The sequence below is a fragment of the Mesorhizobium sp. B2-3-4 genome (assembly GCF_006442315.1).
GTDB lineage: Bacteria > Pseudomonadota > Alphaproteobacteria > Rhizobiales > Rhizobiaceae > Mesorhizobium.
This window is the reverse complement of sequence record NZ_VFVY01000001.1, coordinates 230,745-256,701: the sequence shown is the minus strand read 5'-3', so window position 1 is coordinate 256,701 and position 25,957 is coordinate 230,745. Positions and strand designations below refer to the sequence as shown.

The 25,957-nt window shown below is 62.1% G+C and carries 24 protein-coding genes; 9 read left to right on the top strand and 15 right to left on the bottom strand.

Going from position 1 to position 25,957, the window contains the following annotated elements; all coding sequences use genetic code 11:
- Positions 1 to 230 precede the first annotated feature (230 nt).
- From FJ967_RS01465 to FJ967_RS01445, 4 genes are all read left to right on the top strand, one after another.
- Positions 231 to 1,349, top strand: a complete 1,119-nt coding sequence (locus tag FJ967_RS01465; RefSeq protein ID WP_140729944.1) for a DegT/DnrJ/EryC1/StrS family aminotransferase — start codon at positions 231 to 233, stop codon at positions 1,347 to 1,349.
- Positions 1,333 to 2,076, top strand: a complete 744-nt coding sequence (locus FJ967_RS01460; protein WP_140729943.1) for a hypothetical protein — start codon at positions 1,333 to 1,335, stop codon at positions 2,074 to 2,076. Before FJ967_RS01465 ends, FJ967_RS01460 begins: the two co-directional genes overlap by 17 nt.
- Before the next feature lie 1,024 nt (positions 2,077 to 3,100).
- A complete protein-coding gene (locus FJ967_RS01450; protein ID WP_140729941.1) occupies positions 3,101 to 4,312 on the top strand; it encodes an NADP-dependent isocitrate dehydrogenase in 1,212 nt (403 codons plus the stop codon).
- 72 nt (positions 4,313 to 4,384) lie between these two features.
- The gene (locus FJ967_RS01445; RefSeq protein ID WP_140729940.1) at positions 4,385 to 5,011 is read left to right on the top strand and encodes a glutathione S-transferase family protein; all 627 of its coding nucleotides are present in this window, start codon (positions 4,385 to 4,387) and stop codon (positions 5,009 to 5,011) included.
- Between the two features lie 36 nt (positions 5,012 to 5,047).
- On the opposite strand, the gene FJ967_RS01440 is transcribed toward FJ967_RS01445, so the two are convergent.
- The 4 genes from FJ967_RS01440 to recA form a co-directional block, all read right to left on the bottom strand.
- A complete protein-coding gene (locus tag FJ967_RS01440; protein WP_140729939.1) occupies positions 5,048 to 5,527 on the bottom strand; it encodes a DUF2269 domain-containing protein in 480 nt (159 codons plus the stop codon).
- Positions 5,524 to 6,819, bottom strand: a complete 1,296-nt coding sequence (locus FJ967_RS01435; RefSeq protein WP_140729938.1) for an SDR family oxidoreductase — start codon at positions 6,817 to 6,819, stop codon at positions 5,524 to 5,526. The genes FJ967_RS01440 and FJ967_RS01435 overlap by 4 nt, the downstream gene beginning before the upstream one ends.
- A 10-nt stretch (positions 6,820 to 6,829) precedes the next feature.
- A complete protein-coding gene (alaS, locus tag FJ967_RS01430; RefSeq protein WP_140729937.1) occupies positions 6,830 to 9,496 on the bottom strand; it encodes an alanine--tRNA ligase in 2,667 nt (888 codons plus the stop codon).
- Between the two features lie 268 nt (positions 9,497 to 9,764).
- The gene (gene recA / locus FJ967_RS01425; RefSeq protein ID WP_140729936.1) at positions 9,765 to 10,862 is read right to left on the bottom strand and encodes a recombinase RecA; all 1,098 of its coding nucleotides are present in this window, start codon (positions 10,860 to 10,862) and stop codon (positions 9,765 to 9,767) included.
- Positions 10,863 to 11,143: 281 nt separating this feature from the next.
- Between recA and FJ967_RS01420 the strand changes: the two genes are divergently transcribed.
- Together FJ967_RS01420 and FJ967_RS01415 are read left to right on the top strand one after the other, a co-directional pair.
- On the top strand, positions 11,144 to 12,088 hold the full coding sequence (locus FJ967_RS01420; RefSeq protein ID WP_140729935.1) for a carbohydrate kinase family protein: 945 nt from the start codon (positions 11,144 to 11,146) through the stop codon (positions 12,086 to 12,088).
- A gap of 77 nt (positions 12,089 to 12,165) precedes the next feature.
- Positions 12,166 to 13,083 (top strand): pseudouridine-5'-phosphate glycosidase, encoded by a 918-nt coding sequence (locus tag FJ967_RS01415; RefSeq protein WP_140729934.1) that lies wholly within the window; start codon positions 12,166 to 12,168, stop codon positions 13,081 to 13,083.
- A 9-nt stretch (positions 13,084 to 13,092) separates the two neighbouring features.
- Here the strand turns inward: FJ967_RS01415 and FJ967_RS01410 are convergent, their stop codons facing one another.
- Positions 13,093 to 13,416, bottom strand: coding sequence for a TfoX/Sxy family protein (locus FJ967_RS01410; RefSeq protein ID WP_140729933.1), 324 nt, complete (start codon positions 13,414 to 13,416; stop codon positions 13,093 to 13,095).
- Positions 13,417 to 13,506: 90 nt separating this feature from the next.
- On the opposite strand from FJ967_RS01410, the gene FJ967_RS01405 reads away from it, so the two are divergent.
- Positions 13,507 to 14,004: a GFA family protein gene (locus tag FJ967_RS01405; RefSeq protein WP_140729932.1), complete on the top strand. Its 498-nt coding sequence runs from the start codon at positions 13,507 to 13,509 to the stop codon at positions 14,002 to 14,004.
- 203 nt (positions 14,005 to 14,207) lie between these two features.
- On the opposite strand, the gene sufA is transcribed toward FJ967_RS01405, so the two are convergent.
- A complete protein-coding gene (gene sufA / locus FJ967_RS01400; protein ID WP_140729931.1) occupies positions 14,208 to 14,588 on the bottom strand; it encodes a Fe-S cluster assembly scaffold SufA in 381 nt (126 codons plus the stop codon).
- A gap of 180 nt (positions 14,589 to 14,768) precedes the next feature.
- On the opposite strand from sufA, the gene FJ967_RS01395 reads away from it, so the two are divergent.
- The gene (locus FJ967_RS01395; protein WP_140729930.1) at positions 14,769 to 15,305 is read left to right on the top strand and encodes an STM3941 family protein; all 537 of its coding nucleotides are present in this window, start codon (positions 14,769 to 14,771) and stop codon (positions 15,303 to 15,305) included.
- 3 nt (positions 15,306 to 15,308) lie between these two features.
- On the opposite strand, the gene FJ967_RS01390 is transcribed toward FJ967_RS01395, so the two are convergent.
- The 7 genes from FJ967_RS01390 to FJ967_RS01360 all read right to left on the bottom strand — a co-directional run bounded on the left by FJ967_RS01390 (position 15,309) and on the right by FJ967_RS01360 (position 22,235).
- Positions 15,309 to 15,692 carry an SUF system Fe-S cluster assembly protein gene (locus FJ967_RS01390; RefSeq protein ID WP_140729929.1) on the bottom strand — a complete coding sequence of 128 codons (384 nt, stop codon included), beginning with the start codon at positions 15,690 to 15,692 and terminating at the stop codon, positions 15,309 to 15,311.
- Positions 15,693 to 15,697: 5 nt separating this feature from the next.
- Entirely contained in the window at positions 15,698 to 16,939 is a 1,242-nt protein-coding gene (locus FJ967_RS01385) for a cysteine desulfurase (protein ID WP_140729928.1), read from the bottom strand.
- Between the two features lie 104 nt (positions 16,940 to 17,043).
- Entirely contained in the window at positions 17,044 to 18,312 is a 1,269-nt protein-coding gene (sufD, locus tag FJ967_RS01380) for a Fe-S cluster assembly protein SufD (RefSeq protein WP_140729927.1), read from the bottom strand.
- Positions 18,313 to 18,331: 19 nt separating this feature from the next.
- Complete coding sequence (gene sufC / locus FJ967_RS01375) at positions 18,332 to 19,087, bottom strand: Fe-S cluster assembly ATPase SufC (RefSeq protein ID WP_140729926.1); 756 nt, start codon at positions 19,085 to 19,087, stop codon at positions 18,332 to 18,334.
- A complete protein-coding gene (locus FJ967_RS01370; protein ID WP_140729925.1) occupies positions 19,080 to 19,367 on the bottom strand; it encodes a hypothetical protein in 288 nt (95 codons plus the stop codon). Before FJ967_RS01370 ends, sufC begins: the two co-directional genes overlap by 8 nt.
- A gap of 5 nt (positions 19,368 to 19,372) precedes the next feature.
- The gene (sufB, locus tag FJ967_RS01365; protein ID WP_140729924.1) at positions 19,373 to 20,890 is read right to left on the bottom strand and encodes a Fe-S cluster assembly protein SufB; all 1,518 of its coding nucleotides are present in this window, start codon (positions 20,888 to 20,890) and stop codon (positions 19,373 to 19,375) included.
- Positions 20,891 to 21,074: 184 nt separating this feature from the next.
- On the bottom strand, positions 21,075 to 22,235 hold the full coding sequence (locus FJ967_RS01360) for a cysteine desulfurase family protein (RefSeq protein WP_140729923.1): 1,161 nt from the start codon (positions 22,233 to 22,235) through the stop codon (positions 21,075 to 21,077).
- Positions 22,236 to 22,489: 254 nt separating this feature from the next.
- On the opposite strand from FJ967_RS01360, the gene FJ967_RS01355 reads away from it, so the two are divergent.
- Complete coding sequence (locus FJ967_RS01355; protein ID WP_027028091.1) at positions 22,490 to 23,164, top strand: alpha/beta hydrolase; 675 nt, start codon at positions 22,490 to 22,492, stop codon at positions 23,162 to 23,164.
- Between the two features lie 89 nt (positions 23,165 to 23,253).
- Here the strand turns inward: FJ967_RS01355 and FJ967_RS01350 are convergent, their stop codons facing one another.
- Both FJ967_RS01350 and FJ967_RS01345 read right to left on the bottom strand, forming a co-directional pair.
- Positions 23,254 to 23,994: a phosphatase PAP2 family protein gene (locus FJ967_RS01350; RefSeq protein ID WP_246675140.1), complete on the bottom strand. Its 741-nt coding sequence runs from the start codon at positions 23,992 to 23,994 to the stop codon at positions 23,254 to 23,256.
- A 111-nt stretch (positions 23,995 to 24,105) separates the two neighbouring features.
- Positions 24,106 to 25,749, bottom strand: coding sequence for a glycosyltransferase family 39 protein (locus FJ967_RS01345; protein WP_140729921.1), 1,644 nt, complete (start codon positions 25,747 to 25,749; stop codon positions 24,106 to 24,108).
- Positions 25,750 to 25,957: the final 208 nt, after the last annotated feature.

Below are 25,957 nucleotides of genomic sequence, written 5' to 3'. Positions count from 1 at the left end.
CGTGACCCTGTTTCAACTCGACACATTTCGGAAAGTCATAGGATCGCGATTGGTCCTCACGGTTCCAATTTCGCTTTGATGGCCGGTATGAGGGCACGCGAATGGTGGAATCGGACCACTGACCTGGGCGAACCAGTGATCTTTGCCCGTGCACTATGGATCAATTGCCGGCCTGCAGATGGAACTGCTTTGGATCAGCTGACTGAAGGTGCCGATCACCTGCGCGCCACATGACGATCAAACTCAAATCGCCCTTTCGGCATCGCGCCGTTGTTCCAAATCTACCCGCTCCGTCGGAGTATTCGGCGCTGCTCGATGAGATGACGGCGAATGGCTGGTACTCCAATTTCGGCCCCCTTGTGCGTCGACTAGAACTCCGTTTACTGGATGCCTTCGGCAGCCCTTCTGAGTGCTGTGTGTCTTGCTCAAGCGCAACGACCGGCTTGTCGGCGGCGTTGCTGGCAGCTGATGTTAGCGGTGCAGTTCTGGTCCCGGCGTTTACGTTTGCTGCATCGCTGGGAGCAATACGAGCAGCGGGAATGACGCCCATCGTCGTCGACGTCGATCCCGAAAGTTGGGTGATAGACAGTCATCTCCTCGGCCAGGCACTGACCGAGACAGGCGCCCGTGCCGTCATGTTGGTGACTCCGTTCGGAATTGCACGCGATTGGACAAAGGAAATAGCTGTGTGCGGAGAGCACGGGGCCGCAGTCATCATCGATAACGCATCGGGCCTTGGCGGCCCCCGCACGCTTCACGGGAATGGTAGGAATATTTTCGAAGTTTTCTCGATGCATGCGACCAAACCCTTCGCGATTGGAGAAGGTGGCGCCATCTTCGCGAATCTAGAAGCTGATACGCCGCTGAGGGCCGCACTTAATTTTGGCCTTGCATCTTACCAAAGCGCGCGCGGTCCCTTCTGGGGGCTCAATGGAAAGATGTCCGAGTTGCATGCCGCCGTCGGCCTCGCACAACTCGCTCGTTTCGATAAAATCGTTCGTCAGCGCCAGGCTTATGTGCGCCGCTATCTGACTAGACTCGCAACCTATTCCAACCTCCGCCATCCCTTGAATCCGGAGGCGGCGTCCTGGCAGCTCTTTCCTATCCTGATGCCGACCCCGCAGATCGCAGAGCGCTTTGTAGCGGCAGCGGCAAAGGGAGGCCTTGAGATCCGCCGCTACTATCGCCCCAGTCTTTCCTCCTGGCCTTCAACGCATATTTTCAACCCATGCAGAGTTGCCGAAGATCTCGCCGACAGGATGTGCGCGCTGCCAGTTCGTTCCGCTGAACCGGATGCAGACTTGGTCATGAAAATCGTGTTTGAGGCACTCGATGTCGCACTTGATTGATCCCTCAGCCGGCAGCCATGTCCGCGATTTGCATGTCGACAGGTCAAAGGCCCCAAGAACGGTTGAATTCAGAATACCGATCTCGCCGACACAGATTTTCTTCTCCCAAGTACGGTTCTTCAATTTTGCACTCCGGCGCTTATCCGATCGCAGGTATCGCGATGCCCGCCTGTCGATCACGGTGGGCGACCGATGCGATCTTGATGCTGTGCGGCGTGAAAACCGATGGAGCGAGAATTTCAACATCAATTGGGAGAGAACACCCGACGATGTTTTTGCGGATTTCCACTGGGCCGGAACAGCAATCTGGCGTTTCTGTACGCCGGCCACTGCGGATGTCATTGTACATTGCGATGCTGACACCGTATTACTTCGTGACATCAACCCCCTTGTGGATGAATTTACTTCGTACGCACCTACAGTAAAAGGACATATGGCGCATTTTCCGCCGGGTCTTGGCGCTAACCCTATTGTCCCCCAACCGAATAGCGCTGATTTTTGGCCAGCCCTGTTCCGGATATTCAGTTTGCCTTGGCCGGCCAAAACTTATCGTTATTCAATCGACCCCGATCACCGCCTTCCAATCTCGCCGCCCTATTTCAATCTGGGGTTCGTAGCCATGAATCCAAAGGCCCTAGATGTTCTAGCAACCGAGATATGGGCGACCATGCGTAGCCTGGCACACGCTATCGGCGATAGTTTAAATGTCAGATTGCGCTTACAATAGCCGCATATCAAACAGGATGCATCATTGGCGTACTGCCTGCAGAGTACAACGCAGCCAACGACCTCGCGCATCTCAACGCGAACAAGATAACGGCAGACAAAATTCGTGTTCTACATTTCCTTCGGACCGACGAAATCAATCGCAACGAACTACAGCCCACTCTCATCGATGAAATGCTTGAGCGAGATCTACATAATCCTGCGAATATTGCTTGGCAAAACCTCGTTCGCGAATACCGGGAATCTAACAGAAACATTTAGATAGAGCTTGAGATGGCTTTTGGGCTGAACAGTGATTTTCTCACACGAGAACAATTAGAAAGTTTGGGATTTTCGAAAATTGGTCATGACGTTCTGATCCACAGCACGGCTGTTATTGTCAATTGCTCTCGGATATCTATTGGCTCACGGGTGAGGATCGATCCATTCGTGGTCATTTCTAATCGGGGCGGGGTGGAGTTCGGGAACAACGTTCACATTGGCAGCCACTCAGTATTGGCAGGAGCAGGTGAGATACGACTGGGAGATTTCGTCAACATATCTCACTACGTGGGCATATACACATCAAACGAGGATACGAGCGGGAGGACATTGAGCCATCCTACCGTCCCAGGTGGAGGCGCCCGCTCGGCATCGATCATCTTTGGCCGGCATTCAGGCGTTGGCCATGGGAGCATGGTCCTCCCCGGAGCTCGATTCGATGAAGGGTCGATACTGGGAGCCATGTCTCGTATCAGCAGGCCGATGAAAGCCTGGACGAACTATGCCGGCGTCCCTGCTCGGCGGATGACGGAGCGTCGACGGGATACGCTGGCTTTTGAAGAAGAATATTTAGCCTCGCTACGAACACCGTGATATCGACCGCTGTACAAGCACGGCGAACCCTGTTTCAACCGGTCGAAAAGCGCCACAGTAGGAGAGGACAGGTGACAACAAGCCTTCGGTGAACCCTTGGCGTCCGGCCATTGCCTTTGCTATAGGGCCGATATCTCACCTGCTTCCCGTAGTAGCGAAAGGCTTCCCCTGTGCCAAAAATCAAAGTCGAAAATCCGGTCGTCGAACTCGACGGCGACGAGATGACCCGCATCATCTGGCAGTTCATCAAGGACAAGCTGATCCACCCTTATCTCGACCTGAAGCTCGAATATTACGACCTCGGCGTCGAGCACCGCGACGCCACCAACGACCAGGTGACGATCGATTCGGCCAATGCCATCAAGAAATGGGGCGTCGGCGTGAAATGCGCGACGATCACCCCCGACGAACAGCGCGTCGAGGAATTCAAGCTGAAGAAGATGTGGAAGTCGCCGAACGGCACCATCCGCAACATCCTCGGCGGCACCATCTTCCGCGAACCGATCATCATGAAGAACGTGCCGCGGCTGGTTCCGGGCTGGACCAAGCCGATCATCGTCGGCCGTCACGCCTTCGGCGACCAGTACCGCGCCACCGACTTCCGCTTCCCCGGAAAGGGCAAGCTGACGATCAAGTTCGTCGGCGAGGACGGCCAGGTGATCGAGCACGACGTGTTCGACGCGCCGGGCTCCGGCGTCGCCATGGCCATGTACAATCTCGACGAGTCGATCCGCGAATTCGCCCGCGCCTCGCTGAATTACGGCCTGCTGCGCAACTACCCGGTCTATCTGTCGACCAAGAACACCATCCTCAAGGCCTATGACGGCCGCTTCAAAGACATCTTCCAGGAAGTCTACGAGCAAGAATTCGAGGCCGAGTTCAAATCGAAGAAGCTTTGGTACGAACACCGCCTGATCGACGACATGGTGGCGTCGAGCCTGAAATGGTCGGGCGGCTATGTCTGGGCCTGCAAGAACTATGACGGCGACGTGCAGTCCGACACGGTGGCGCAAGGTTTTGGCTCGCTCGGCCTGATGACCTCGGTGCTGATGACGCCGGACGGCAAGACGGTGGAAGCGGAAGCCGCGCACGGCACCGTCACCCGGCACTACCGCCAGCACCAGAAGGGCGAGGAAACCTCGACCAATTCGATCGCCTCGATCTTCGCCTGGACGCGTGGCCTCGCCCACCGCGCCAAGCTCGACGACAATGCCGAACTGAAGCGCTTCTCCGAGACACTGGAGAAAGTCTGCATCCAGACCGTCGAGTCGGGCTTCATGACCAAGGACCTGTCGCTGTTGATCGGCCCCGACCAGCCCTGGCTGTCGACCACCGGCTTCCTCGACAAGATCGACGAGAATTTGCAGAAGGTGATGGGGTAAGGATTTCCACATGGCGAAGGCTCCGAAAGGAGCCTTCGTTCGTTTGGGCCGGTAAAACGAAGGGCTGACGGCATGACCAAGCCAATCCTCTACGGCGCGGATTACAGCGTTTACGTGCGCATCGCGCGGATGGCGCTGGAGGAGAAAGGCATCGATTACGAACTGGTGCCGCTCGACATCTTCGCCGCCGACGGCATCCCGGCCTGGTATCTCGAACGTCATCCTTTCGGCCGTATCCCGGCCTTCGAGCATGACGGTTTCCGCCTCTTCGAGACGAATGCGATCGCGCGCTATGTCGACGAAGCCTTCGACGGCCCGGCGCTGCAGCCCGCTGACGCGCGCGGCCGCGCCAGGATGGGCCAGATGACAGGCATGCTCGACGCCTATGGCTATCGCGCCATGGTGTGGGACGTTGCGGTCGAGCGGCTGGAAAAGGCCGAGCCGGACGAGGCGCTGATCGCCGGCGGGCTGAGCCAAGCGGAGACGGTGCTCAGGGTGCTCACTTCACTAAAGGCGCCAGGACCGTGGTTGCTGGGCGACCAGCTGACGTTGGCCGACCTGCACGCCGCACCGATCATCGGCTATTTCTTGAAAGTCGCTGAAGGCCAGAAGCGCCTGGCCCAATTTGCCGAGATCCACGCCTGGTGGGGCCGCATCGCGGCTCGAGTGAGCTTCGCCAAAACCGAAAAGGCAGATTGAGCAGCCCGCCAGACGAGCTCGGCGGAAGGCGATGGGCTAAAACCCTACCTCAGGCCTGGTGACCATCAGCCAGAGAATGGCAAGCACGGCGGCGAAAGCCGGGAAGCCGCAAGCAAACCAAATGCGGAACAGGCGCTGCTCTTCGGCCGGCAGCGGCGCGTTTTCGATGGCCGCCTGCCGCGCGAGATTGCGGATGCGAATCTGAATCCAGACCACCGGCAGCCAGCACAGGCCGGTCACGACATAAAGCAACAAGGACAACACGATCCAGCCTTCGGAGAGCGGCCAGCCCACTGCCCGCGCCAGCAACACGCCGGTGATCGGCTGCACGACGACGGCGGTCGCCGTAAAAATCGTGTCGGCGATGACGACCGTGCCGGCGACATGGGCGACGAGGTCGGCACGGCCGGTGCGCTGCGCCATCAGCATAAAGAAGGCAATGCCCGCGCCGGTGCCGAACAGCACTGTGGCGCCGATGATATGCGCCCAGCGTAGTATGTCGGCCCAGAAGCTCATCGCTCGTCGAGCACCGCCAGCGCCACCAGCACCAGGCAAAGCGCGGGGATCGTCTTGACCATTGCCCCCAGAGGATCGAGCCACAGGCCCGGGACAAGAAGCGTCGCCGCCACCAGATAGGACAGCGTGATCGCGATCATCGCCAGCAGCGCGCGCCGGGCCAGGGAGCGGATCACGACAGCCACGCCAACCAAGATATCCGCCAAACTGCCGGCAAGAATCGAGATATGAGCGAAGCCTGCCGACACGTCGTGCGAAACAAGTACATCCGCCGCCGCTTCTTGCCGGATCAGGCCGATGATGCCTGAAACAAGCCAGAACAGGGACAGGCAAGCGAAGATGACGGGCTTCGCCAGCCAGAGGCGGGCGAACCATCGTTCCTGGACATTTGCGGGCATGTCGGCCAACGTTGCTTCCAGAGGCTGAAGCGGACGGTCGCAAACCTGGTTCCAGGCCGTGGCATTGCCTGTCACGCCGCGTGCCACGGCGGCAAGGGCTGCGCTACGTAGCGGGGACCGCCAGCCGAGCATGCCAAGCATATCGGCACCGGCGCCCGCAAGCCGGCCGAGAATGGCGGGCATCGGCACCACTCTGGCCGGCGGCAGACCAAGCCACGCACGCAGGGCCAGCAGAACATCGGCGAGCGGTCTGGCATTGGCTTCGACGAGATCGGCGGCAAGCCGGGGCGGCAGCGATCCGGCGACCGCGCGCGACACCGCTTCGGCGACGTCGGCGACCGAAACGGTCTGGATCGGCTGGTGCGGCATGACGGCGGGGATAAAACCGGGAAATGCCGCAAGTGCGCGCAGAAGTGCCGTCCCGCCATAGGCGGCGGGCGCGAGCACCAGGCCGGGCCGCAGGATCGTCCAGTCGAGCGAGGAGCCTGTGACGGCCTTATCGCCTTGCGCCTTGCTGCTGAAGAAAGGATTTGCCGAAGCGAGATCGGCGCCGATGGCGGAAATCTGCGCAAAGCGGCGCACATCGGTCCGTTCGCAGGCCGCGACGAGTGCCACCACCGAGCCCCGGTGAACGGCGTCGAGGCGGTCGCGCGGGCCGTCCTGCAAGGCGCCCGCCGCATTGACCACCGCGTCCATGCCCGTGACCAGCGGCAACCAGTCTTCAGCGGCGAGCATTTTCGACATGTCCGCCGCGATCCAGCGAACCGATGGCCGGCGCCGCCCGGCCTCCCCGACATCGCGGCCGAGGCCGGTCACCAGATGGCCGTCGCGAAGCAAACGGCCAATGATGGCGTCCCCGATCAAACCATAGCCGCCGAGGACGAGAATTTTCATGTCGCGGCTTTCAGGCGGCTTCGAGTGCCGCCTTCACAGCCGCGATCGCGTCGTTGGCCTTCGAGGCATCGGGGCCACCGGCCTGGGCCATGTCAGGCCGCCCGCCACCGCCCTGCCCGCCCAAGGCGGCGGAGGCGACGCGCACCAGGTCCACAGCGCTGAAGCGGCCGACCAGGTCGTCGGTGACGGCGACGACGACGCTCGCCTTGTTGTCCTCGCCGGCGCCCACGAAAACGACGACGCCGGAACCAAGCGAGGTCTTGCCGGCGTCTGCCAGCGGCTTCAGATCCTTGGGCGAGACGCCGGAAACCGACTTGCCGAGGAAGCCGACGCCCGCGACCGTCTCATTCTCCGACGCGGCACCCGCTGCCGAGCCGCCGCCCAGCGCAAGCTTCTTGCGTGCCTCGCTCAGATCCTTTTCGAGCTTCTTGCGCTCTTCGAGCAAAGCCTCGACACGCGCCGGCACGTCGGCGGGCGAGATTTTCAGCACGGCTGCCGCCGCCTTCAGTCGCCTGTCCTGTTCGTCGAGATATTTGCGTGCGGCTTCGCCGGTCAGCGCCTCGATACGGCGCACGCCAGCGGCGACCGCGCTGTCGGACACGACGCGGACCAGGCCGATATCGCCGGTCGCCCGGACATGGGTGCCGCCGCAGAGTTCGACCGAGTAAGGCCGGTTAGCCTTGGCGCCATGCAGGCCCGTGCCCATCGACACGACACGCACCTCGTCGCCATACTTCTCGCCGAACAGGGCCATGGCGCCCTCGGCGATGGCATCGTCGACCGACATCAGGCGCGTCGTCACCGGGCTGTTCTGGACGACGATCTCGTTCGCCATGCGCTCGACCTCCTCGAGCTCTTCCGCCGAAATCGGCTTGTTGTGCGAGATATCGAAGCGCAGACGCTCGGGCGCGACCAGCGAGCCTTTCTGCGCGACATGGGTGCCCAGCACCTCGCGCAGCGCCTCGTGGATCAGATGCGTGGCGGAGTGGTTCGCCCGCAGTCTGGTGCGCCTGTTATGATCGACCTTGAGCTCGACTGCGGCGCCCGTCTTGACCGTGCCGCTCGCCACTTTGCCCAGATGCACGAACAGCCCGTCGGCCTTCTTCTGCGTATCTGAAATCTCGATCGAGAAGCCTTCGCCCGAGATGACGCCTGTATCGCCCATCTGGCCGCCGGACTCGCCATAGAACGGCGTCTGGTTGACGACCACCGCGACCGCGTCGCCCTTGCCGGCGCTGTCGACGGTCTTGCCGTCCTTGACCAGCGTTTGGATGAGGCCTTCCGCCGCTTCAGTCTCGTAGCCGAGGAATTCAGTGGCGCCGGTCTTTTCGCGCACGGAGAACCATACCGTCTCGGTGGCGGCCTCGCCGGACCCAGCCCAGTGCTTGCGCGCCTCGGCCTTCTGCTGCTCCATTGCATTGGTGAAGCCAGCAAGATCGACCGAGATGTTGCGCTCGCGCAGCGCGTCCTGCGTCAGGTCGAGCGGGAAGCCATAGGTGTCGTAGAGCTTGAAGGCGGTCTCGCCGTCCAGCATGTCGCCCGCGTGCAGCGTCTCCGTTGCCTCCGAAAGCAGGCCGAGGCCGCGCACCAGCGTCTTGCGGAAGCGCGTCTCCTCGAGCTTCAGGGTCTCTGATATCAACTGCTCGCCGCGCAGCAGTTCGGGATAGGCCTGGCCCATCTCGCGCACCAGCGCCGGCACCAGCTTCCACATCAGCGGCTCGTTCGCGCCGAGCAACTGCGCGTGGCGCATGGCGCGGCGCATGATGCGTCGCAGCACATAGCCGCGGCCCTCGCTCGACGGCAGCACGCCGTCGGCAACCAGGAAGGAGGAGGAGCGCAGGTGATCGGCAATGACGCGGTAGGATGCCACTGTTTCCGCATCCGGCGCGCGGCCCAGCGCGGAAGACGCCGCATCGATCAAATGGCGGAACAGGTCGGTCTCGAAGACGCTCTCCACTCCCTGCAGAATGGACGCCATCCGTTCCAGCCCCATGCCGGTGTCGATTGACGGGCGCGGCAAGTCGATTCGCTCCTCCTTCGTCACCTGTTCATACTGCATGAACACCAGGTTCCAGAATTCGAGGAAGCGGTCGCCATCCTCTTCCGGGCTGCCGGGAGGACCGCCCCAGATGTGCTCGCCACGGTCGATGAAGATTTCCGAGCAAGGGCCGCAGGGACCGGTATCGCCCATCGCCCAGAAATTGTCCGAGGTCGCGATGCGTATGATGCGATCATCGGAGAAACCGGCGATCTTCTTCCAGTAGCCGGCCGCTTCGTCATCGGTGTGATAGACGGTGACCAGCAGCTTGTCCTTTTTCAGCCCGAACTCGCGGGTGATCAGGTTCCAGGCAAGCTCGATCGCGCGTTCCTTGAAATAGTCGCCGAACGAAAAATTGCCGAGCATCTCGAAGAAGGTCAGATGGCGTGCGGTGTAGCCGACATTGTCGAGGTCGTTGTGCTTCCCGCCGGCGCGCACGCTCTTCTGAGCAGTGGTGGCGCGCGAATAGGACCGCTTCTCAAGCCCGGTGAAGACGTTCTTGAACTGCACCATGCCGGCATTGGTGAACATCAAGGTCGGATCGTTGCGCGGCACGAGCGGGCTCGAGGCCACGACCTCGTGGCCTTCCCTGCGGAAATAGTCGAGGAATGTCGACCGGATCTCGTTCACGCCACTCATGACTGCTGCCTTTTCCAGGAAAAACCGCCGGCGACCCGGCCGAAATGGGCTTTTGTGTTTTCAGAAGATGGATTGGCCTTTTAGCGGTAGCTCTTGACCCTGTCCAGAAACACGAAATTGGGCCAATTCGGGAGTCTGCCGGCGGCTGAACGGGCCGCAAACGAAAACCGCCGACCCGAAGGCCGGCGGCTTGGAACTCGATACACAGAACTCGTTACTTAAGCCTGAGATAATGAACCGCGATTGTGGCCGAACTCCGGCGAGCGGCTCACATCGCGCCGGCTTCATCCTCGAAACCGTCCTCGCCACCCTCGGAGCCGCCGTTCTCGAGGAATTTCTCGGCGATCAATCCGGCATTCTGCCTGAGCGCCAGTTCGATCTCGCGCGCGGTGTCGGGATTGTCGCGCAGGAACAGTTTCGCATTCTCGCGACCCTGACCCAGACGTTGCGAATTGTAGGAGAACCAGGCGCCGGACTTCTCGACCACGCCGGCCTTGACGCCGAGGTCGATCAGTTCGCCGGTCTTTGACACGCCCTCGCCATACATGATGTCGAACTCGACCACCTTGAAGGGCGGCGCCAGCTTGTTCTTGACCACCTTGACGCGGGTCTGGTTGCCGACGACCTCGTCGCGGTCCTTGACCGAGCCGATGCGGCGGATGTCGAGACGGACCGAGGCATAGAATTTCAGCGCGTTGCCGCCGGTGGTGGTTTCGGGCGAGCCGAACATGACGCCGATCTTCATGCGGATCTGGTTGATGAAGATGACCATGGTGTTGGAGCGCGAGATCGAGGCGGTCAGCTTGCGCAGCGCCTGGCTCATCAGGCGAGCCTGCAGGCCAGGCAGCGAATCGCCCATCTCGCCTTCGATTTCGGCGCGCGGCGTCAGTGCCGCCACCGAATCGACCACCAGCACGTCGATGGCACCGGAACGCACCAGCGTGTCGCAGATTTCCAGCGCCTGTTCGCCGGTGTCGGGCTGCGAGATCAGGAGGTTCTCGAGGTCGACGCCGAGCTTGCGGGCATAGACCGGGTCGAGCGCGTGCTCGGCATCGACGAAGGCGCAGATGCCGCCCTTCTTCTGGGCTTCGGCCACCGTATGCAGCGCCATCGTCGTCTTGCCCGAGCTTTCCGGCCCGTAGATTTCGATGATGCGGCCGCGCGGCAGGCCACCGACGCCGAGCGCGATGTCGAGGCCAAGCGAGCCCGTCGGTACGGTTTCGATCTCGACGACCTGCTCATTGGCGCCAAGCCGCATGATCGAGCCCTTGCCGAAAGCCCGCTCGATTTGCGACAGCGCCGCATCCAGAGCCTTTGATTTGTCCACTGCCTTGTCCTCTACAAGCCGCAAAGAATTCTGAGCCATGATACATCACCCCTTGGTCGTCAATGAAGGCCGGACAATCCGTAATCCCTGCCAATTTGTACCTTTTTTGTTCTCATTTGGCAAGAGGTGATAACCAGCTGAAAAACAAGCGATATTCGGATTTGTTCTTTTTTTGTCTCGGAAACCATGACAGGACCGAGTTCCATATTGGGCCAGACGGCTCGATCGCCTCCCCGCACCGAATCGCTGCCTTGCGTGCGAAGCTCTGTCGCGCACTCTAGCGCTTGTGCGGCTACTACAACAAAGGTCATATCGCCGCCATGGTGAAATCCCTAGAGATACTGGCCGTGGGCGGCGCCCATATCGATCGGCGTGGCCAGGTGGCCGGCCCTTATGTGCCGGCGGCCTCCAACCCCGGAACGATGCGCGAGGATGTCGGCGGAGGCGTCTTCAACGCGCTGCGCAGCGCGGTGCGGCGCGGCCTCTCCGCCTCGCTGCTTTCGGTGCGCGGCGGCGACGCGGCGGCAGACATGGTTTCACGGGCGATTGCCGAGGCGGGCATCGCCGACCTGTCGGCGGTGTTCCTCGACCGCACCACACCGAGCTACACGGCCCTGATAGACCGCGAAGGCGAGCTGATCGTCGGCTTTGCCGACATGGCGCTGTATGATCTCGCCTTTCCCAAGCAGATCAGGCGTTCCAAGATACGCCAGCAAGTCGCGGCCGCCGATGCCGTTCTGTGCGACGCCAATCTGCCTTCGGCCGCTCTGGAGCGGCTCCTGTCGCTCGCCGCCGGCAAGCCGGTTTTCGCCATTGCGATTTCGCCCGCCAAGGTGACGCGGCTGATACCGGTTCTCGGTGGGTTGGCGCAGCTCTTCATGAACCGGCGGGAGGCTGCCGTACTGGCGGGTATCAATGCACATGCCGCCGAGCGGGAAATGATCGACGGGTTGCGCCGCAGCGGCCTTGCCAGCGGCATCATCACGGCCGGTAGTGCGCCCGTGCTCGGCTTCGATGACACGGGTGCTTTTTCGATCCTGCCGCCTCCTCCCAGAAGAGTTGCCGACGTCACCGGCGCCGGCGACGCGCTGGCGGGGGCGACGGTCGCGGCGCTGCTGCGCGGCCTGCCGCTGCGCCAGGCCCTGCGCGAGGGCGTCGCCGCGGCGACGCTGGCCATCGAAAGCGCCGACGCGGTGCCCGAATTCAGCGCGGCAAGCTTCGCGGAAGCGCTGGCCCTTGTGCCGGATGCACGGGAAGTGGCATGAGACCCGCAGATTCATAGCACCGCGGTGACGTTTGCTTCCCCGATGGACGCGCCGCACCTCCGGATTGGAGATCAGAGATGACGCCAGAGACCGCCCGTCCCTTCATCGACATCCATGCACCGGTGGCGAAGGCGCTGGCCGCGGGGCATCCGGTGGTGGCGCTCGAAAGCACCATCATCACCCATGGCATGCCCTATCCCGACAATGGCGCGATGGCGGCCAATGTCGAGAAGATCATCGCCGACGGCGGCGCGGTGCCGGCAACCATCGCCGTGGTCAACGGCCGCATCAAGATCGGCCTTTCCGATGGCGAGCGCGAATCGCTGGCGATGACGGGCGACGCCATGAAGCTGTCGCGCGCCGATCTCGGCTTCGCCGTCGCGCAAGGCCGTACCGGCGGAACCACGGTCGCCGCCACGATGATCGCGGCCGACATGGTCGGCATCAAGGTGTTCGCCACCGGCGGCATTGGCGGCGTGCACAAGGGCGCGGAAAAGAGCTTCGACATCTCCGCCGATCTCGATGAACTGGCGCGCACCCCGGTCATCGTCGTCTCGGCCGGCGCCAAGGCCATCCTCGACATCGAAAAGACGCTGGAAGTGCTGGAGACGCGCGGCGTGCCGGTGGTCGGCGCCGGCTGCGAGACGATGCCGGCTTTCTGGTCCAGACAGTCGCCTTTCCGCGCGCCGCTGACCTTGCAGACGCCAGAAGACATCGCGCATTTCTACCGGACGCGCCAGGCGCTGGGCCTCGGCGGCGGCATGCTGATCGCCAATCCGGTACCCGAGACTCACGAAATCCCCGCCAAGGAGATGGCCGGCTATATCGAAGCCGCGCAGAAAGCCGCCGAAGCCCAGAGCATCACCGGCAAGGCGGTAACGCCGTTCCTGCTTGGAAAAATCCTCGAACTCACCGGCGGCCGCAGCTTGAAGACAAACATCGCCTTGGTCGAAAACAATGCACGGCTGGCGGCGAGGATCGCAAAGGCGTTGTAGGTCGGCTGCTTATTTGCCTGCCCGGCGGCCCGCCTCATAGGCCCTGCGCGCCCAGAGCGTCATCTCGTCGGGATCGTCGAAGGCGCTGTCGGGTATGCTCCAATAGGGCATTGCCACCAGCTTGCCGTGGCGCGAGCCGGTATAGGTCCACTGCCGGCAGCCGGAGGCCTCGAAATCCGGCGCGCTTTCTTCGTCCGCCTTCAGCAGCAATTCGCCGCGCAGGACGATGGCGACGATGACGCCGTCGAAATAAATGCCCTTGCCGCCGAACAGCCTGCGGATCGAGACCGGCCCCAAGCCTTCGAACAGTTCGGCGATGCGTTCATTGTCCATGACGCGATCATGTCACCGGCATTTGGCATTGTCATCGCCGCAACCAAAATCATGCTGACAGGTTGAGACGATCCTGTCGGAGTTTTTGTCATGCCGCTTCTTCTAAAAGGGTCCTGCCGCTGCGATGCCGTGCGTTTCGAGGTGGAAAGCCACACGCCGGTGCCGTTCATGCTGTGCTACTGCTCCATCTGCCGCAAGCAGCAAGGCGGCGGCGGTTTCGCCATCAATCTCGGCGCCGACCACGAGACGCTGAAGGTCCTGGGCAAGCGGAGCCTCGGCGTCTACCGGGCCGAGATCGAGGACGACGAGCATCCCCACTGCGAGGTCTCGACCGGCGAGCGCAATTTCTGCAGGAAATGCGGATCGGCGCTTTGGCTTTACGACCCGACATGGCCGGAGCTCGTCCATCCCTTCGCCTCGGCAATCGACAGCGACCTGCCCAAACCGCCGGAAAAAGTGCATCTGATGCTGAAATACAAGGCGAACTGGGTCGAGCCGGTGGTCGGCAAGGGCGACAAGACGTTCGATGTCTATCCGGAAGAGTCGATAGCAGACTGGCACAAGCGCACCGGCATGTGGGTGAAGTAGCCTTCCTCGCCCCGTTCACGGGGAGAAGATGCCGGCAGGCAGATGAGGGGCGGCGCGGATTTTGGAAGGCGCAATGCGAAAGGTGGACAAGCTTGCGCTGCCCCTCATCCGTCACTTCGGCCGTTCGTCATTCGAAAAGCCAAGCAATTTGCTTTCGCCCGCTACGCGGACCATTCCTCACCTCCCCGTGAAACGGGGCGAGGTCAGGCCGAGGCGCGTGCCTCGGCCAGCGCCTTGAGGTCGGCCGGCTTCAATTCGACCGATTCGCCGCAGCCGCAGGCCGAACTCTGGTTCGGGTTGTTGAAGGTGAAGCCGGTGCGCAGCACCGTCTGCTCGAAATCCATCTGCGTGCCGAACAGGAACAACGCCGCTTCCGGCGCGACATAGACATGGGCGCCATCGCGCTCGATATGGTCGTCCTTGGCATTGGGCTCGGTCACCAGGTCGACCGTATATTCCATGCCGGCGCAACCACCCTTCTTGATGCCGAGGCGGATGCCGTGCGCGTTGTCACGCGTGGCAACGATCTCGCGCACCCGGTCGGCGGCCTTTTCGGTCATCGTGATGACGGCGAAGCGTCCCATGTCATTCTCCACGTTCTCGCAGGTTCAAGGCCTGTGGAATGAGTCTTCCATTAAAATGGTGAAGATCGACAGCCGGTGCAACCCCTTGATTGCCTTCAAAATCGATCCACGATCTGTGTGCTCGTTAGCAGATTCTGTGTAAGAACGCGATCACGGTGCAGTGCTTCTGGGGGATACCGAATGCTGGTCGATGTAAATCAGACGACGGAATTTCGTGCGTCGTCGGTACGCTTGTTTCTGCTGTCGGCTCTGGCGTTGGCATTGACGGCCGCGAGCTTCGCCTTGGCATGGCCCCTTTTGCCCAATGTCTCGCCCGGAAGTTTCGCCCAGTTTGCCGGCTGGGTGGGCATGCTCCTGTTTTTCGGCGCGTTCCTGCTGGTGGGCTGGAGATGCATTAGATCAGATGTCCCGGTCATCAAAATTTCGCCCACCGGGATTTTTGACAGCAGGCTCTCATCGGCGGTTATTCCGTGGCCTGAAATCGAAGATATGTCGGTGTGGAACTACCGTAACAACAAGATTGTCGTGCTTAAAATCTCGGATCCGGCTTGGCGTGAACTGCCTCTTACCAGGATGGCGCGATGGACGCGTTCGGCCAACCGGTCGATGGGCGCGGACGGCCTATGCATCGCGACGACCGAATTCGGCGTGAAATTCGAGGACTTGCTCCAGACGATCACGGCCTATGCTGACGCCCACAGCGCCAGTACCCGCTAGCGTTCAGTACCAGCCAACCGCCACCTGCGCCTCTTCCGACATGCGGTCCGGCGTCCACGGCGGATCGAAGGTCATGTTGACCTCGACGCCGGACACGCCTTCAACGGCGCCGACGGCATTTTCCACCCAGCCGGGCATTTCGCCGGCCACCGGGCAGCCCGGCGCGGTCAGCGTCATGTCGATCTTGACCGAGCGGTCGTCCTCGATGTCGATCTTGTAGACGAGGCCGAGTTCATAGATGTCGGCAGGAATTTCCGGATCGTAGACCGTCTTCAGAGCCGAGACGATGTCGTCGGTCAGGCGCGCCAGTTCGTCGGCGGGGATTGCCGAGGCCGAGACGATGCCCTTGGCAGCTTCCGGCGCGGTCTCTGTGCTTACGTCGTCCATGGTCATCACCCGAAGAATTTACGCGCTTTTTCAAGCGCCTCGGCCAAAGCGTCGACTTCGGCCCTGGTATTATACATGCCGAACGATGCCCTGCATGTGGAGGTTACGCCAAAACGTTTCAACAGCGGCTGGGCGCAATGGGTGCCCGCGCGGACGGCAACACCTTGCCGATCAATGACCATCGACACGTCATGGGCATGAATGCCTTGCAGTTCGAAGGAGATGATGGCGCCCTTGCCGGGTGCGTCGCCGAAGATGCGCAGCGAGTTGATGGCGCGCAGGCGCTCATGGGCATAATTCTTGAGGTCTTCCTCGTGTGCTGCGATGCGCCCGCGACCGACAGAGTCCATGTAGTCGAGCGCGGCCCCCAGGCCGATCGCCTGCACGATCGGCGGCGTGCCGGCCTCGAAGCGGTGCGGCGGGTCGTTGTAGGTGACGATATCCTCCGTCACCTCCTCGATCATCTCGCCGCCGCCCATGAAAGGCCGCATGCCGGCCAGAATATCCTTCTTGCCGTAAAGCACGCCGATGCCCGAGGGGCCGTAGACCTTGTGTCCGGTGAAGACGAAGAAATCGCAGTCGAGGTCCTGCACGTCCACGGCCATGTGCACCGCGCTCTGGCTGCCGTCGACCAGGACCGGAACGCCGCGCGAATGCGCGATGCGCACGATCTCCTTGATCGGCGTCACCGTGCCCAGCGCGTTCGACATCTGCGTGATGGCGACGAGTTTGGTGCGGTCGGTCAGCCGCTTTTCGAAGTCTTCGATGTGAAAGGCGCCGAGATCGTCGACCGGCACCCAGACCAGCTTGGCGCCCTGCCTCTCCCTGATGAAATGCCAGGGCACGATGTTGGAGTGATGCTCCATGATCGACAGCACGATCTCGTCGCCCTCGCCGATATTGGGCATGCCATAGCCATAGGCGACGGTGTTGATCGCCGAGGTCGTGTTCGAGGTGAAGATGATGTTGTCGGTGCTTGGCGCGTTGAGGAAACGGCGCACCGTTTCGCGCGCCTTCTCGTAGGCATCGGTTGCGGCGTTGGAGAGGAAATGCAGGCCACGATGGACGTTGGCATATTCCTGGGAATAGGCGTGCTGGATGGCGTCAAGCACCACCTGCGGCTTCTGCGCCGAGGCGCCATTGTCGAGATAAACCAGCGGTTTGCCGTAGACTTCTCGCGACAGAATCGGGAAGTCGCGGCGGATCGCTTCGACGTCATAGGGAGCGGTTTCGATCTTCTGGTCCATCACAAGCTCTCTTGAGGCACTCGCCTCACTCTGTCACGCACCCCTCATCCGTCTCGGTGCCGCGCACCGATCCACCTTCTCCCACAAGGGGAGAAGGAGAGGCGCTACCCGTGCGTCACAAACCAATCGTCGAGCCGCGCTTCCAGCGCCTCGACGATCGCCTCGTCGTCCAGTTCCTCGATCACCTCGGCGACGAACGCCTTGACCAGCAGGCCGCGCGCGCTCTTCTCGTCGACGCCGCGCGCCATCAGATAGAACAGATGGTTGTGGTCGATCTCGGTGACGGTCGCGCCATGGCCGCAGACGACGTCGTCGGCGAAGATCTCCAGTTCCGGTTTGGTCGAGAACTCGCCGTCATCGGACAGAAGCAGTGTGTTGCAGGCCATCTTGGCGTTGGTCTTCTGCGCGTATTGATGGACGTTGATGCGGCCCTGGAAGACGCCGCGCGCCTTGCCTGTCACCACGTTGCGGATGATCTCGGTCGAGGTCGTGTGCGGCACGGCGTGGTCGAGGACCATTGTGACGTCCGAGTGGCTGTCGCCGGCCAGAAGGTTGATGCCGCGCAGCTTGAAATCGGCGCCTTCGCCCGTGGTCTTGACCAGAACCTCCTGGCGTACGAGCTTGCCGCCGGCGTTTATGACGAACAGCGTCAGCCTGGCGTTCTTACCGATATGGGCCTTGAACTGCGCCAGATGCGTGGCCGTATCCGGCTGTTCCTGCACGATCAGCCATGTCACCTCGGCATCGTCGTCGAGCACGAGCTGGCTGACGGAGCTGACAAGTGCCGCGCCCTCGCCGGCCTGGCGTTCGACGATGACCGCCTTGGCGCCGGCGCCGACGCGCACGGGCAGGCGCACATGCGCCTGGCCGCCGGCCTGCAAATTCTGCAGTTCGATCGGCTTCTCCAGTTCGACGCCGTCGGCAATATCGACGAAATAGCCGTCGGCGACGAAAGCCGTATTGAGCGCGCCGATGGCGTCATCGCTGCCATAGGGGTCGAGTCCGGGCGCGATGCTGCCGTCGGTCAGCTTCTCCGACAGGCGCTGGAAGGTGACGCCGTCGACGGCAGGCAGCTTGGCCTCGGACTTGCCGTTGAGGATCGGCAGCACCGCGGAACCATCAATGATGGGCGCAAGCGCCTTGGCCATGGCGGCCGGATCGAAATCCGGAACCGAATTCAACAGCCGGCGCAGGTCGGTATAGTGCCAGGATTCGATGCGCCGCGTGGGCAGGCCGTGCTTGACCGCCTCGATGGCGTCGTCGCGCTTCAGCATCACCGCGCCATCGCCCGGCAGCAGCGACAGCCGCTCACCGAACGCATCGATCAACGCGGTCTCGGCGGGTGTGCGCTGCGGTTGTGTGTGCATGTTCATCAGCGTTGCCCCAGACATGTCACGCGGCTTCACCGATCACGCCGGCGTAGCCGTTGGCCTCGAGGTCCAGCGCCAGCGACTTGTCGCCGGACTTGATGACCTGGCCCTTGTAGAGCACGTGCACGCTGTCGGGCACGATGTGCTCGAGCAGGCGCTGGTAGTGCGTGATGACCAGGAAGGCCCGGTCCGGCGCGCGCAGCGCGTTGACGCCGTCGGAGACGATCTTCAGCGCATCGATGTCGAGGCCGGAATCGGTTTCGTCCAGCACGCAGAGCTTCGGTTCCAGAAGCTTCATCTGCAGGATCTCGGCGCGCTTCTTCTCACCGCCGGAGAAGCCGACATTGAGCGGCCGCTTCAGCATGTTCATATCCATCGACAGCGAGGCGGCTGCTTCCTTCACGCGCTTCAGGAATTCCGGGATTTTCAGCGGCTCCTCGCCGCGCGCCTTGCGCTGCTCGTTCATCGCCACCTTCAGGAATTCCATGGTGGCGACGCCCGGTATCTCCATCGGATACTGGAAGGCGAGGAAAATGCCGGATGTGGCGCGCTCGGCCGGATCCATTTCGAGGATCGACTGGCCGTTATAGAGGATGTCGCCTTCGGTGACCTCATAGTCCTCGCGCCCGGCCAGGATGTAGGACAGCGTCGACTTGCCGGAGCCGTTCGGCCCCATGATGGCGGCGACCTCGCCGGCTTTCACCGTCAGGTTCAGGCCGCGGATGATCTCGGTGCCGTCATCGACGATGCGGGCATGCAGGTTCTTGATCTCAAGCATTGTTCTTTTCTCTGAAATAGTCGTCGTAAGTGATCGAATAGTCGGTGTGCCGGCGCTGCAGCGCCTTGAACCACCAGAAGGACAAGCCGAAGGTGATAGCGAAGACGGAGATGCCGACGTAGAGGTTGATGAAGGCTGCCAAAAGGATGCCGGCGAATGCCGAAACGACAGTCGCGCCGGCATATTTCGCCATGGCGATGTTGCCTTCGCGGCGAACAGCCCACAGCCGCCGCCAGCGGACGGCAAACCAGATTTCCTCTCTGGGCAGCCCGCTCGCCATGGTCACTAGCCCACCGAGCCTTCCAACGAGATGCCGATCAGCTTCTGCGCTTCGACGGCGAATTCCATCGGCAGTTGCTGGATGACGTCCTTGACGAAGCCATTGACGATCAGCGCGATCGCTTCCTCTTCGGGAATGCCGCGCTGCATGACGTAGAATTTCTGGTCCTCGGAAATCTTCGACGTCGTCGCCTCGTGCTCGAACTGCGCCGTCGAATTCTTGGCTTCCATGTAAGGCACGGTGTGCGCGCCGCACTGGTCGCCGATCAGCAGACTATCGCAATTGGTGAAGTTGCGGGCGTTGGTCGCCTTGCGGTGCGCCGAGACCTGGCCGCGATAGGTGTTCTGCGAGAAGCCGGCGGCGATACCCTTGGAGATGATGCGGCTCGACGTGTTCTTGCCGAGATGGATCATCTTGGTGCCGCTGTCGACCTGCTGATAGCCGTTCGACACCGCGATCGAATAGAACTCGCCTTGGGAATCGTCACCGCGCAGGATGCAGCTCGGATATTTCCAGGTGATCGCCGAGCCGGTCTCGACCTGCGTCCACGAGATCTTCGAGCGGTCGCCACGGCAGTCGCCACGCTTGGTGACGAAATTGTAGATGCCGCCCTTGCCCTCGGCGTCGCCGGGGTACCAGTTCTGCACCGTCGAATATTTGATCTCGGCATCGTCGAGCGCCACAAGTTCTACCACGGCGGCGTGAAGCTGGTTCTCGTCGCGCTGCGGCGCCGTGCAGCCTTCGAGATAGGAGACGTAAGCCCCCTCCTCGGCGATGATCAGCGTGCGCTCGAACTGGCCGGTGTTCTTCTCGTTCATGCGGAAATAGGTCGAGAGCTCCATCGGGCAGCGCACGCCCTTGGGCACGAAGACGAACGAACCGTCGGTGAATACGGCCGAATTCAGCGTGGCGTAAAAATTGTCCGAGGTCGGCACCACCGAGCCCAGATATTTCTGCACCAGTTCGGGATGCTCGCGGATGGCTTCGGAGATCGAGCAGAAGATCACGCCGGCTTGCGCCAGTTCCTTTTTGAAGGTGGTGACGACGGAAACGGAATCGAACACCGCGTCGACGGCGACGCGGCCCGACTTGTAGACATTGTCGCTGGCTTCCTCGAGTTCAGAAGCGTCGGTCTTCTGCACGCCGGCGAGGATCTCCTGCTCCTTCAATGGAATGCCGAGCTTCTCGTAGACCTTCAGGATCTCAGGATCGACGTCGCTGAGCGAAGTCGGTCCGGGCGTGCTCTTGGGCGCCGCGTAATAGTAGATGTCCTGGAAATCGATCTTGGGATAGTCGACGCGCGCCCAGGTCGGCTCTTCCAGCGTCAGCCAGCGGCGATAGGCTTCCAGGCGCCATTCCAGCATCCAGGACGGTTCGTCCTTCTTGGCCGAAATGAAACGGATGATGTCCTCGCTCAGACCCTTTGGGGCCTTATCGACAGCGATCTCGGTCTCGAACCCGTATTTGTATTGGTCGACGTCGATCTTTCGGACCCGATCGATCGTGTCCTGCACAGCAGGCATCAGCGTTCTCCATCCACGCCGGGGTCAAGGCCCGACAGTTTTCAAACTATGGCACCGCCGAAATGGGCACTTGAGGGCGCCGCGGCAGCGTAAGTTCCATATAGTGCGCCTCGACCGGAAATTCACCCGGCCAAATTGAAACGCACCGCTCTACCAGGCCGAAAGGCCCAAAATCGTCCCACCGCTAGGCGGCTCTCTCCTTGCCCGCCCGGCGAGCGGCTATTCCAGCAAGCGCGGCGCGGAACAGTTCGATGTCCCCGGCAGCCGTCGCCGCACCGATCGATGCGCGAAGCGCGCCGGGGCCTTCGCCGTGGCCCATGGCTTTCAGCACGTGGCTCGGTCCGACCTTGCCCGACGAGCAGGCGGAGCCGGCCGACAGCGCAACGCCGGCCAGATCGAAGGCGATCTGGGCGGTTTCAGCCTTGACGCCGGGAATAGCGAAGAATGTCGTATTGGCAAGCCTCGGCGCGGCCATTCCGAAGATTTCCACCTCCGGTATCAGCATTTTCACGATGGTCTCGATCTCATCGCGACGATGGCGCACGGCCTCGATGGCCTTTAGCCCGGTCAGGGCCTCTCGCGCCGCCGCGCCAAAGCCGGCAATGCCGGGCAGGTTCTCGGTGCCGCCACGGTGGCCCTTCTCCTGGCCGCCGCCATTGATCAGCGGCTTCGGCATCATCAGGTCGGCCGCGGCGATGATGGCGCCGGCGCCCTTGGGGCCGCCGAGCTTGTGCGCGGACAAAATCACATAGTCGGCGTAACCCGCCGACATATCCAAAGGAATGCGGCCCACTGCCTGGACGGCGTCCACCACGAGAATACCGCCCGCCGCCTTGACAATCGCCGCGATGCGATCGACCGGCTGGATGACGCCGGTTTCGTTGTTGGCGGCATGGATCGCGACCAATGGCAGGCCATCAGCCCGGTCGTGACCGGCGAGCGCCGCCGTCAAGGCGTCGAGCCTGACAATGCCATCGGCGTCGACACCGATCCGCGTCACCTGGCTTGAGGGGAATCGACCGCCATTCAGCAGGCACGGATGGTCGGCCTCGCAGACATAGAGACGGCTCATCCGAATGGTGCCGCGCCCCATCTGCCAGTCGGGCGTCAGAAGCGTCGAAGCGGCCTCCGTCGCGCCCGAGGTGAACACGACGTGTTCGGCCTTGCCATTGACCAGTGCCGCCACGTCGCGCCTGGCACTGTCGATCAGCCTGCGTGCGGCCCGGCCCTCGGCATGCACAGAAGAAGGGTTGGCCGCATCGAACGCCGCGACCATGGCCTCGCGCGCCGCTGGGAGCAGCGGTGCGCTGGCATTATAGTCGAGATAGGCGCGTATCGCGGCCATTTTCGTCCAGTTCTTCCCGTCAGATGGCATTCCGCCGACGTATGGCGTTATTTCCTTGAAATTCCAAGGCAAGCCGTCCTATTTACGCGGCTTGCGGCAAGGGCGGCCGGGCGATTGCGTTTCGGCCTCCCAGTTTTGAACAATTCTAAACTAGCTTCTATGAAGACGCTCGCCCTGCGTCAAGGTCTGTGGAAGCGGGGCCAGAGGAAGAGCATTCCCGGCGCCGCACACTTGTATGTCACGTGGAGTATTTCATGCCTGAGGTCATTTTCACCGGTCCGGCCGGCCGCCTGGAGGGACGCTACCAGCCCTCGAAGGAAAAGAGCGCGCCGATTGCCATCGTGTTGCATCCGCACCCGCAGTTCGGCGGCACGATGAACAACAAGATCGTTTATGACCTCTTCTACATGTTCCAGAAGCGCGATTTCACCACGCTTCGCTTCAATTTCCGCGGCATCGGCCGCAGCCAGGGCGAGTTCGACCACGGCACCGGCGAATTGTCGGATGCGGCCGCCGCGCTCGACTGGGTGCAGTCGCTGCACCCGGACTCCAAGAGCTGCTGGGTCGCCGGCTATTCCTTCGGTTCGTGGATCGGCATGCAGCTTCTGATGCGCCGGCCCGAGATCGAAGGCTTCATCTCGATCGCGCCACAGCCCAATACCTATGATTTCTCGTTCCTGGCGCCCTGCCCGTCCTCGGGGCTGATCATCCATGGCGATGCCGACAAGGTGGCGCCGCCGAAGGATGTGCAGGGCCTGGTCGACAAGCTGCACACGCAAAAGGGCATCACCATCACGCAGAAGACCTTGCCCGGCGCCAACCATTTCTTCGCCAACGACGCCGATGTGCTGATCGAGGAATGCGCCGACTATCTCGATCGCCGGCTGGCGGGAGAATTGTCCGATCCGCGGCCGAAGCGGCTGCGCTGAGCCATCAGGCAAAGCATATTCGCGGAGCCACAAACAGGCGGACAATGTCCGCCCGTTTGACATTTGGCTTGCGATGATGCGGTCTCGACCTATTTTTCGGGCGCCACCAATCGGAACGATGGCTTGCGGACCGGCAATCCCGTAGGTGCCGGCCGGAAGATGAAGCCGAGCCTGGCAAAAACCAGTCCGCAGGCAAGCGCGAAGGCGCAACCGAGGCCGAAACCGGCAACGGTGTCGCTCGGATAGTGCGCGCCGACGAAGACCCTGGTCGAGGCGATGCAGGCCGTAACCACAAGGGCAATGTACCAGCGACGTGGAAACAGCAGCAGAAGCACACCGAACACGGCGCCCATCGTCGTGGCATGACCGGATGGAAAGCCTGCGAAGCGCGCATCGAAAGCAAAGGGATGCAGCGCCAGGACGCCGAAATCCTCGAAGTAGAGCGGCCGGGCCCTACCAATGGCATATTTCAGGACGTTGACGGCGAGACCTGACAGGCCAACGGCGCTCAGCACCAGGAAAGCCAGACAAGTCCAGCTATAGACCAGCATCAGCGCGCGCCGCGAAAGGCTTCGCCAATCCGTCAGGTTGGCCGCGACGAGCAAAAGCGCGGACGGGATGAGATACCAGCCGCCCAATCCAAACTGGGTGAAGAACTCGGCAAGCCTGGCCACGCCAGCCGACCATTGGCCATGCGCCAGCCCCGCGGGCGTATCGAGACGAACGAAAGCCGCTGCCGTCAGAAAAGCCCAGACCAGGCCCCACGCCCACCAAGAGACGTTGGGATAGCGAGCGGGGCGAACGGCAAAGCGGCGTTTTGCGATCTGCACGGTGTCGCGAAAATTGTCGAGGGATCGGCGTCCTATCCCAAGGAGCGAGCTGGACACTGGAGGGCGCGATCTCACGAGCATTGGAAACTGGACTCTGTCATCGACCAGCCGTCATTGGCTTACACGATAAAGGCCGAGCGACAGTTTGTCTCCCGACGAATAGTTGAAGCCGTCGACTTCGGCGAGGCGGCTCGCCGACTTGCCTCGCACGGACAGCATGCCATTCAGCTCCTGTTCGTCACCGATCGGCACCAGGCCCAGCGAACAAGCAGGATCGGCTAGCAGATGTTCGGCCACGCCCCCGACATTGGTCAGCACCGTTTTCGTCCCGACCAGAAACACCAGGCTCGGCTCCTGATAGCGCGCCGAGGCCAGAACGGTCGTGTCGCAGGGTTTGTTGGCGAGCACCGCTTGCTTGATCGCCGGGCTCAGCCATAGCGGCTTCAGCGACGGCGCGATGACCCCGAACAGCAAGGCATAGGTGATGCCGGCGCAAACGGCGATGGCGCCAATGCGACGCAGCGGGACCTGCAATTGCCTGGAGAAGGCGAAATAACCGGCGCCGAGCGCGGCGGCCGCCGCCGGAATGCTCCACCAGGAGAAGGTGTGGGTGAGATAGATCGGCGCTCCGATGCAGACGGCGGCCAGGCCGAGACTGACCACGACCAGGCCGAAGGCCGTCGCCCACCACAGCCATTGCTGCCAGCGCTTGAGCGGCGCGTTCGCTTCCTGCGGCGGCAAGGTCAGCAGCCAGCCGATCAGCAGCGCCATGCCGGGATAGGCCGGCAGGACGTAATGCGGCAGCTTGGTCGGGATGAGTTCGAAGACGAGCCAGAACGGGATGTACCAGGCGAGGCAGAAGCGCAGCCTGACATCGTCGCGCAGCCGGTTGAGCGCCTGCAGTCCGGCACCGACCGCGATCAGGCCGAAGGGCCACATGAACAGCGAATAGGTCAGCATGTAGAAGCCGGGCGGCAGGCCGTGCGATTCCTCGCCCGAGGCGACCTTGTTCAGCATGTCCTTGCCGACCGCTTCCTGGAAGAAGGCGCCACCGCTTTTCCAGCCGATAAAGGCGACCCAGGGCAGCACGATGAGCAGCACGAGCGCGACGCCGCGCACGAGCTTCAGCTTCAGAAGCCAGCGCCAGTCCCGTTCGAAGGCGAACAGCGCGGCCGCCGTCAGCAGCGACAAGAGGGGCGCCACCGGGCCCTTGATCAGGATGCCCAGCCCTTGGGCGGCCCAGAATATCCACGGCAAATGGCCGGCCACGGGCTGGTTGCGGCGGGCTGCCAGATAGACTTGCGCCAACGCCCCTTGCGCGGCCACGCAACAAGCCAGAAGCATGGCGTCGGTCTTGGCGTCGCGGCCTTCGAAGGCGGTGGCGAAGATCGCCGCCATCATCAGGCCGGAGGCGAGACCGGCATTGGCGCCGAAAAGCTTCGTTCCTGTCCAGCCGATGCCGACGACGGCGAGCGCGATGCCGAGCATAGAGACCAGGCGATAGACCCAGATCGGCGCGGCAGCGCCCTCGCCGCTCAATGTGACGGCCGCCGATTGCAGCCAGTAGATGCCGATCGGCTTCTTGTAGCGCGAGACATCCTGAAAGCGGATGTCGATATAGTCGCCGGTCTCCACCATCTGCTTGGTCGCCTGGACAAAGCGCGACTCGTCGCGGTCGATCGGCGGAAGGGTCATCAAGCCGCCGAAAGTCATCAGCAGGCTGAACAGAAAGAGGAAGAGGGAGTTCCTGTTCATCGCGGGAGCTTTCCAGGCTGATCTGCGGGATGACCCCGTCGCGGCGCGCAGGCCCGGCCTGGCGCGGGGCCTCAATACGCCAGCCGAATGGATGAGGCAAGAACCGGCCCGGCGCTCGTGAGAGGCGCACGAACGGCCGCGAATCCGGAAACCACTTTTGCTCATCGCGCATGGATGCTAAACGCGCGCGTTCATATATGCCCATGCC

Bases quoted from the DNA above. Each gene is read 5' to 3' on its own strand.
- FJ967_RS01465 (WP_140729944.1), top strand. From the start codon at position 231: ATGACGATCAAACTCAAATCGCCCTTTCGGCATCGCGCCGTTGTTCCA.
- FJ967_RS01460 (WP_140729943.1), top strand. From the start codon at position 1,333: ATGTCGCACTTGATTGATCCCTCAGCCGGCAGCCATGTCCGCGATTTG.
- FJ967_RS01445 (WP_140729940.1), top strand. From the start codon at position 4,385: ATGACCAAGCCAATCCTCTACGGCGCGGATTACAGCGTTTACGTGCGC.
- FJ967_RS01440 (WP_140729939.1), bottom strand. From the start codon at position 5,527: ATGAGCTTCTGGGCCGACATACTACGCTGGGCGCATATCATCGGCGCC.
- FJ967_RS01435 (WP_140729938.1), bottom strand. From the start codon at position 6,819: ATGAAAATTCTCGTCCTCGGCGGCTATGGTTTGATCGGGGACGCCATC.
- alaS (WP_140729937.1), bottom strand. From the start codon at position 9,496: ATGAGTGGCGTGAACGAGATCCGGTCGACATTCCTCGACTATTTCCGC.
- recA (WP_140729936.1), bottom strand. From the start codon at position 10,862: ATGGCTCAGAATTCTTTGCGGCTTGTAGAGGACAAGGCAGTGGACAAA.
- FJ967_RS01420 (WP_140729935.1), top strand. From the start codon at position 11,144: ATGGTGAAATCCCTAGAGATACTGGCCGTGGGCGGCGCCCATATCGAT.
- FJ967_RS01415 (WP_140729934.1), top strand. From the start codon at position 12,166: ATGACGCCAGAGACCGCCCGTCCCTTCATCGACATCCATGCACCGGTG.
- FJ967_RS01410 (WP_140729933.1), bottom strand. From the start codon at position 13,416: ATGGACAATGAACGCATCGCCGAACTGTTCGAAGGCTTGGGGCCGGTC.
- FJ967_RS01405 (WP_140729932.1), top strand. From the start codon at position 13,507: ATGCCGCTTCTTCTAAAAGGGTCCTGCCGCTGCGATGCCGTGCGTTTC.
- sufA (WP_140729931.1), bottom strand. From the start codon at position 14,588: ATGGGACGCTTCGCCGTCATCACGATGACCGAAAAGGCCGCCGACCGG.
- FJ967_RS01395 (WP_140729930.1), top strand. From the start codon at position 14,769: ATGCTGGTCGATGTAAATCAGACGACGGAATTTCGTGCGTCGTCGGTA.
- FJ967_RS01390 (WP_140729929.1), bottom strand. From the start codon at position 15,692: ATGGACGACGTAAGCACAGAGACCGCGCCGGAAGCTGCCAAGGGCATC.
- FJ967_RS01385 (WP_140729928.1), bottom strand. From the start codon at position 16,939: ATGGACCAGAAGATCGAAACCGCTCCCTATGACGTCGAAGCGATCCGC.
- sufD (WP_140729927.1), bottom strand. From the start codon at position 18,312: ATGAACATGCACACACAACCGCAGCGCACACCCGCCGAGACCGCGTTG.
- sufC (WP_140729926.1), bottom strand. From the start codon at position 19,087: ATGCTTGAGATCAAGAACCTGCATGCCCGCATCGTCGATGACGGCACC.
- FJ967_RS01370 (WP_140729925.1), bottom strand. From the start codon at position 19,367: ATGGCGAGCGGGCTGCCCAGAGAGGAAATCTGGTTTGCCGTCCGCTGG.
- sufB (WP_140729924.1), bottom strand. From the start codon at position 20,890: ATGCCTGCTGTGCAGGACACGATCGATCGGGTCCGAAAGATCGACGTC.
- FJ967_RS01360 (WP_140729923.1), bottom strand. From the start codon at position 22,235: ATGGCCGCGATACGCGCCTATCTCGACTATAATGCCAGCGCACCGCTG.
- FJ967_RS01355 (WP_027028091.1), top strand. From the start codon at position 22,490: ATGCCTGAGGTCATTTTCACCGGTCCGGCCGGCCGCCTGGAGGGACGC.
- FJ967_RS01345 (WP_140729921.1), bottom strand. From the start codon at position 25,749: ATGAACAGGAACTCCCTCTTCCTCTTTCTGTTCAGCCTGCTGATGACT.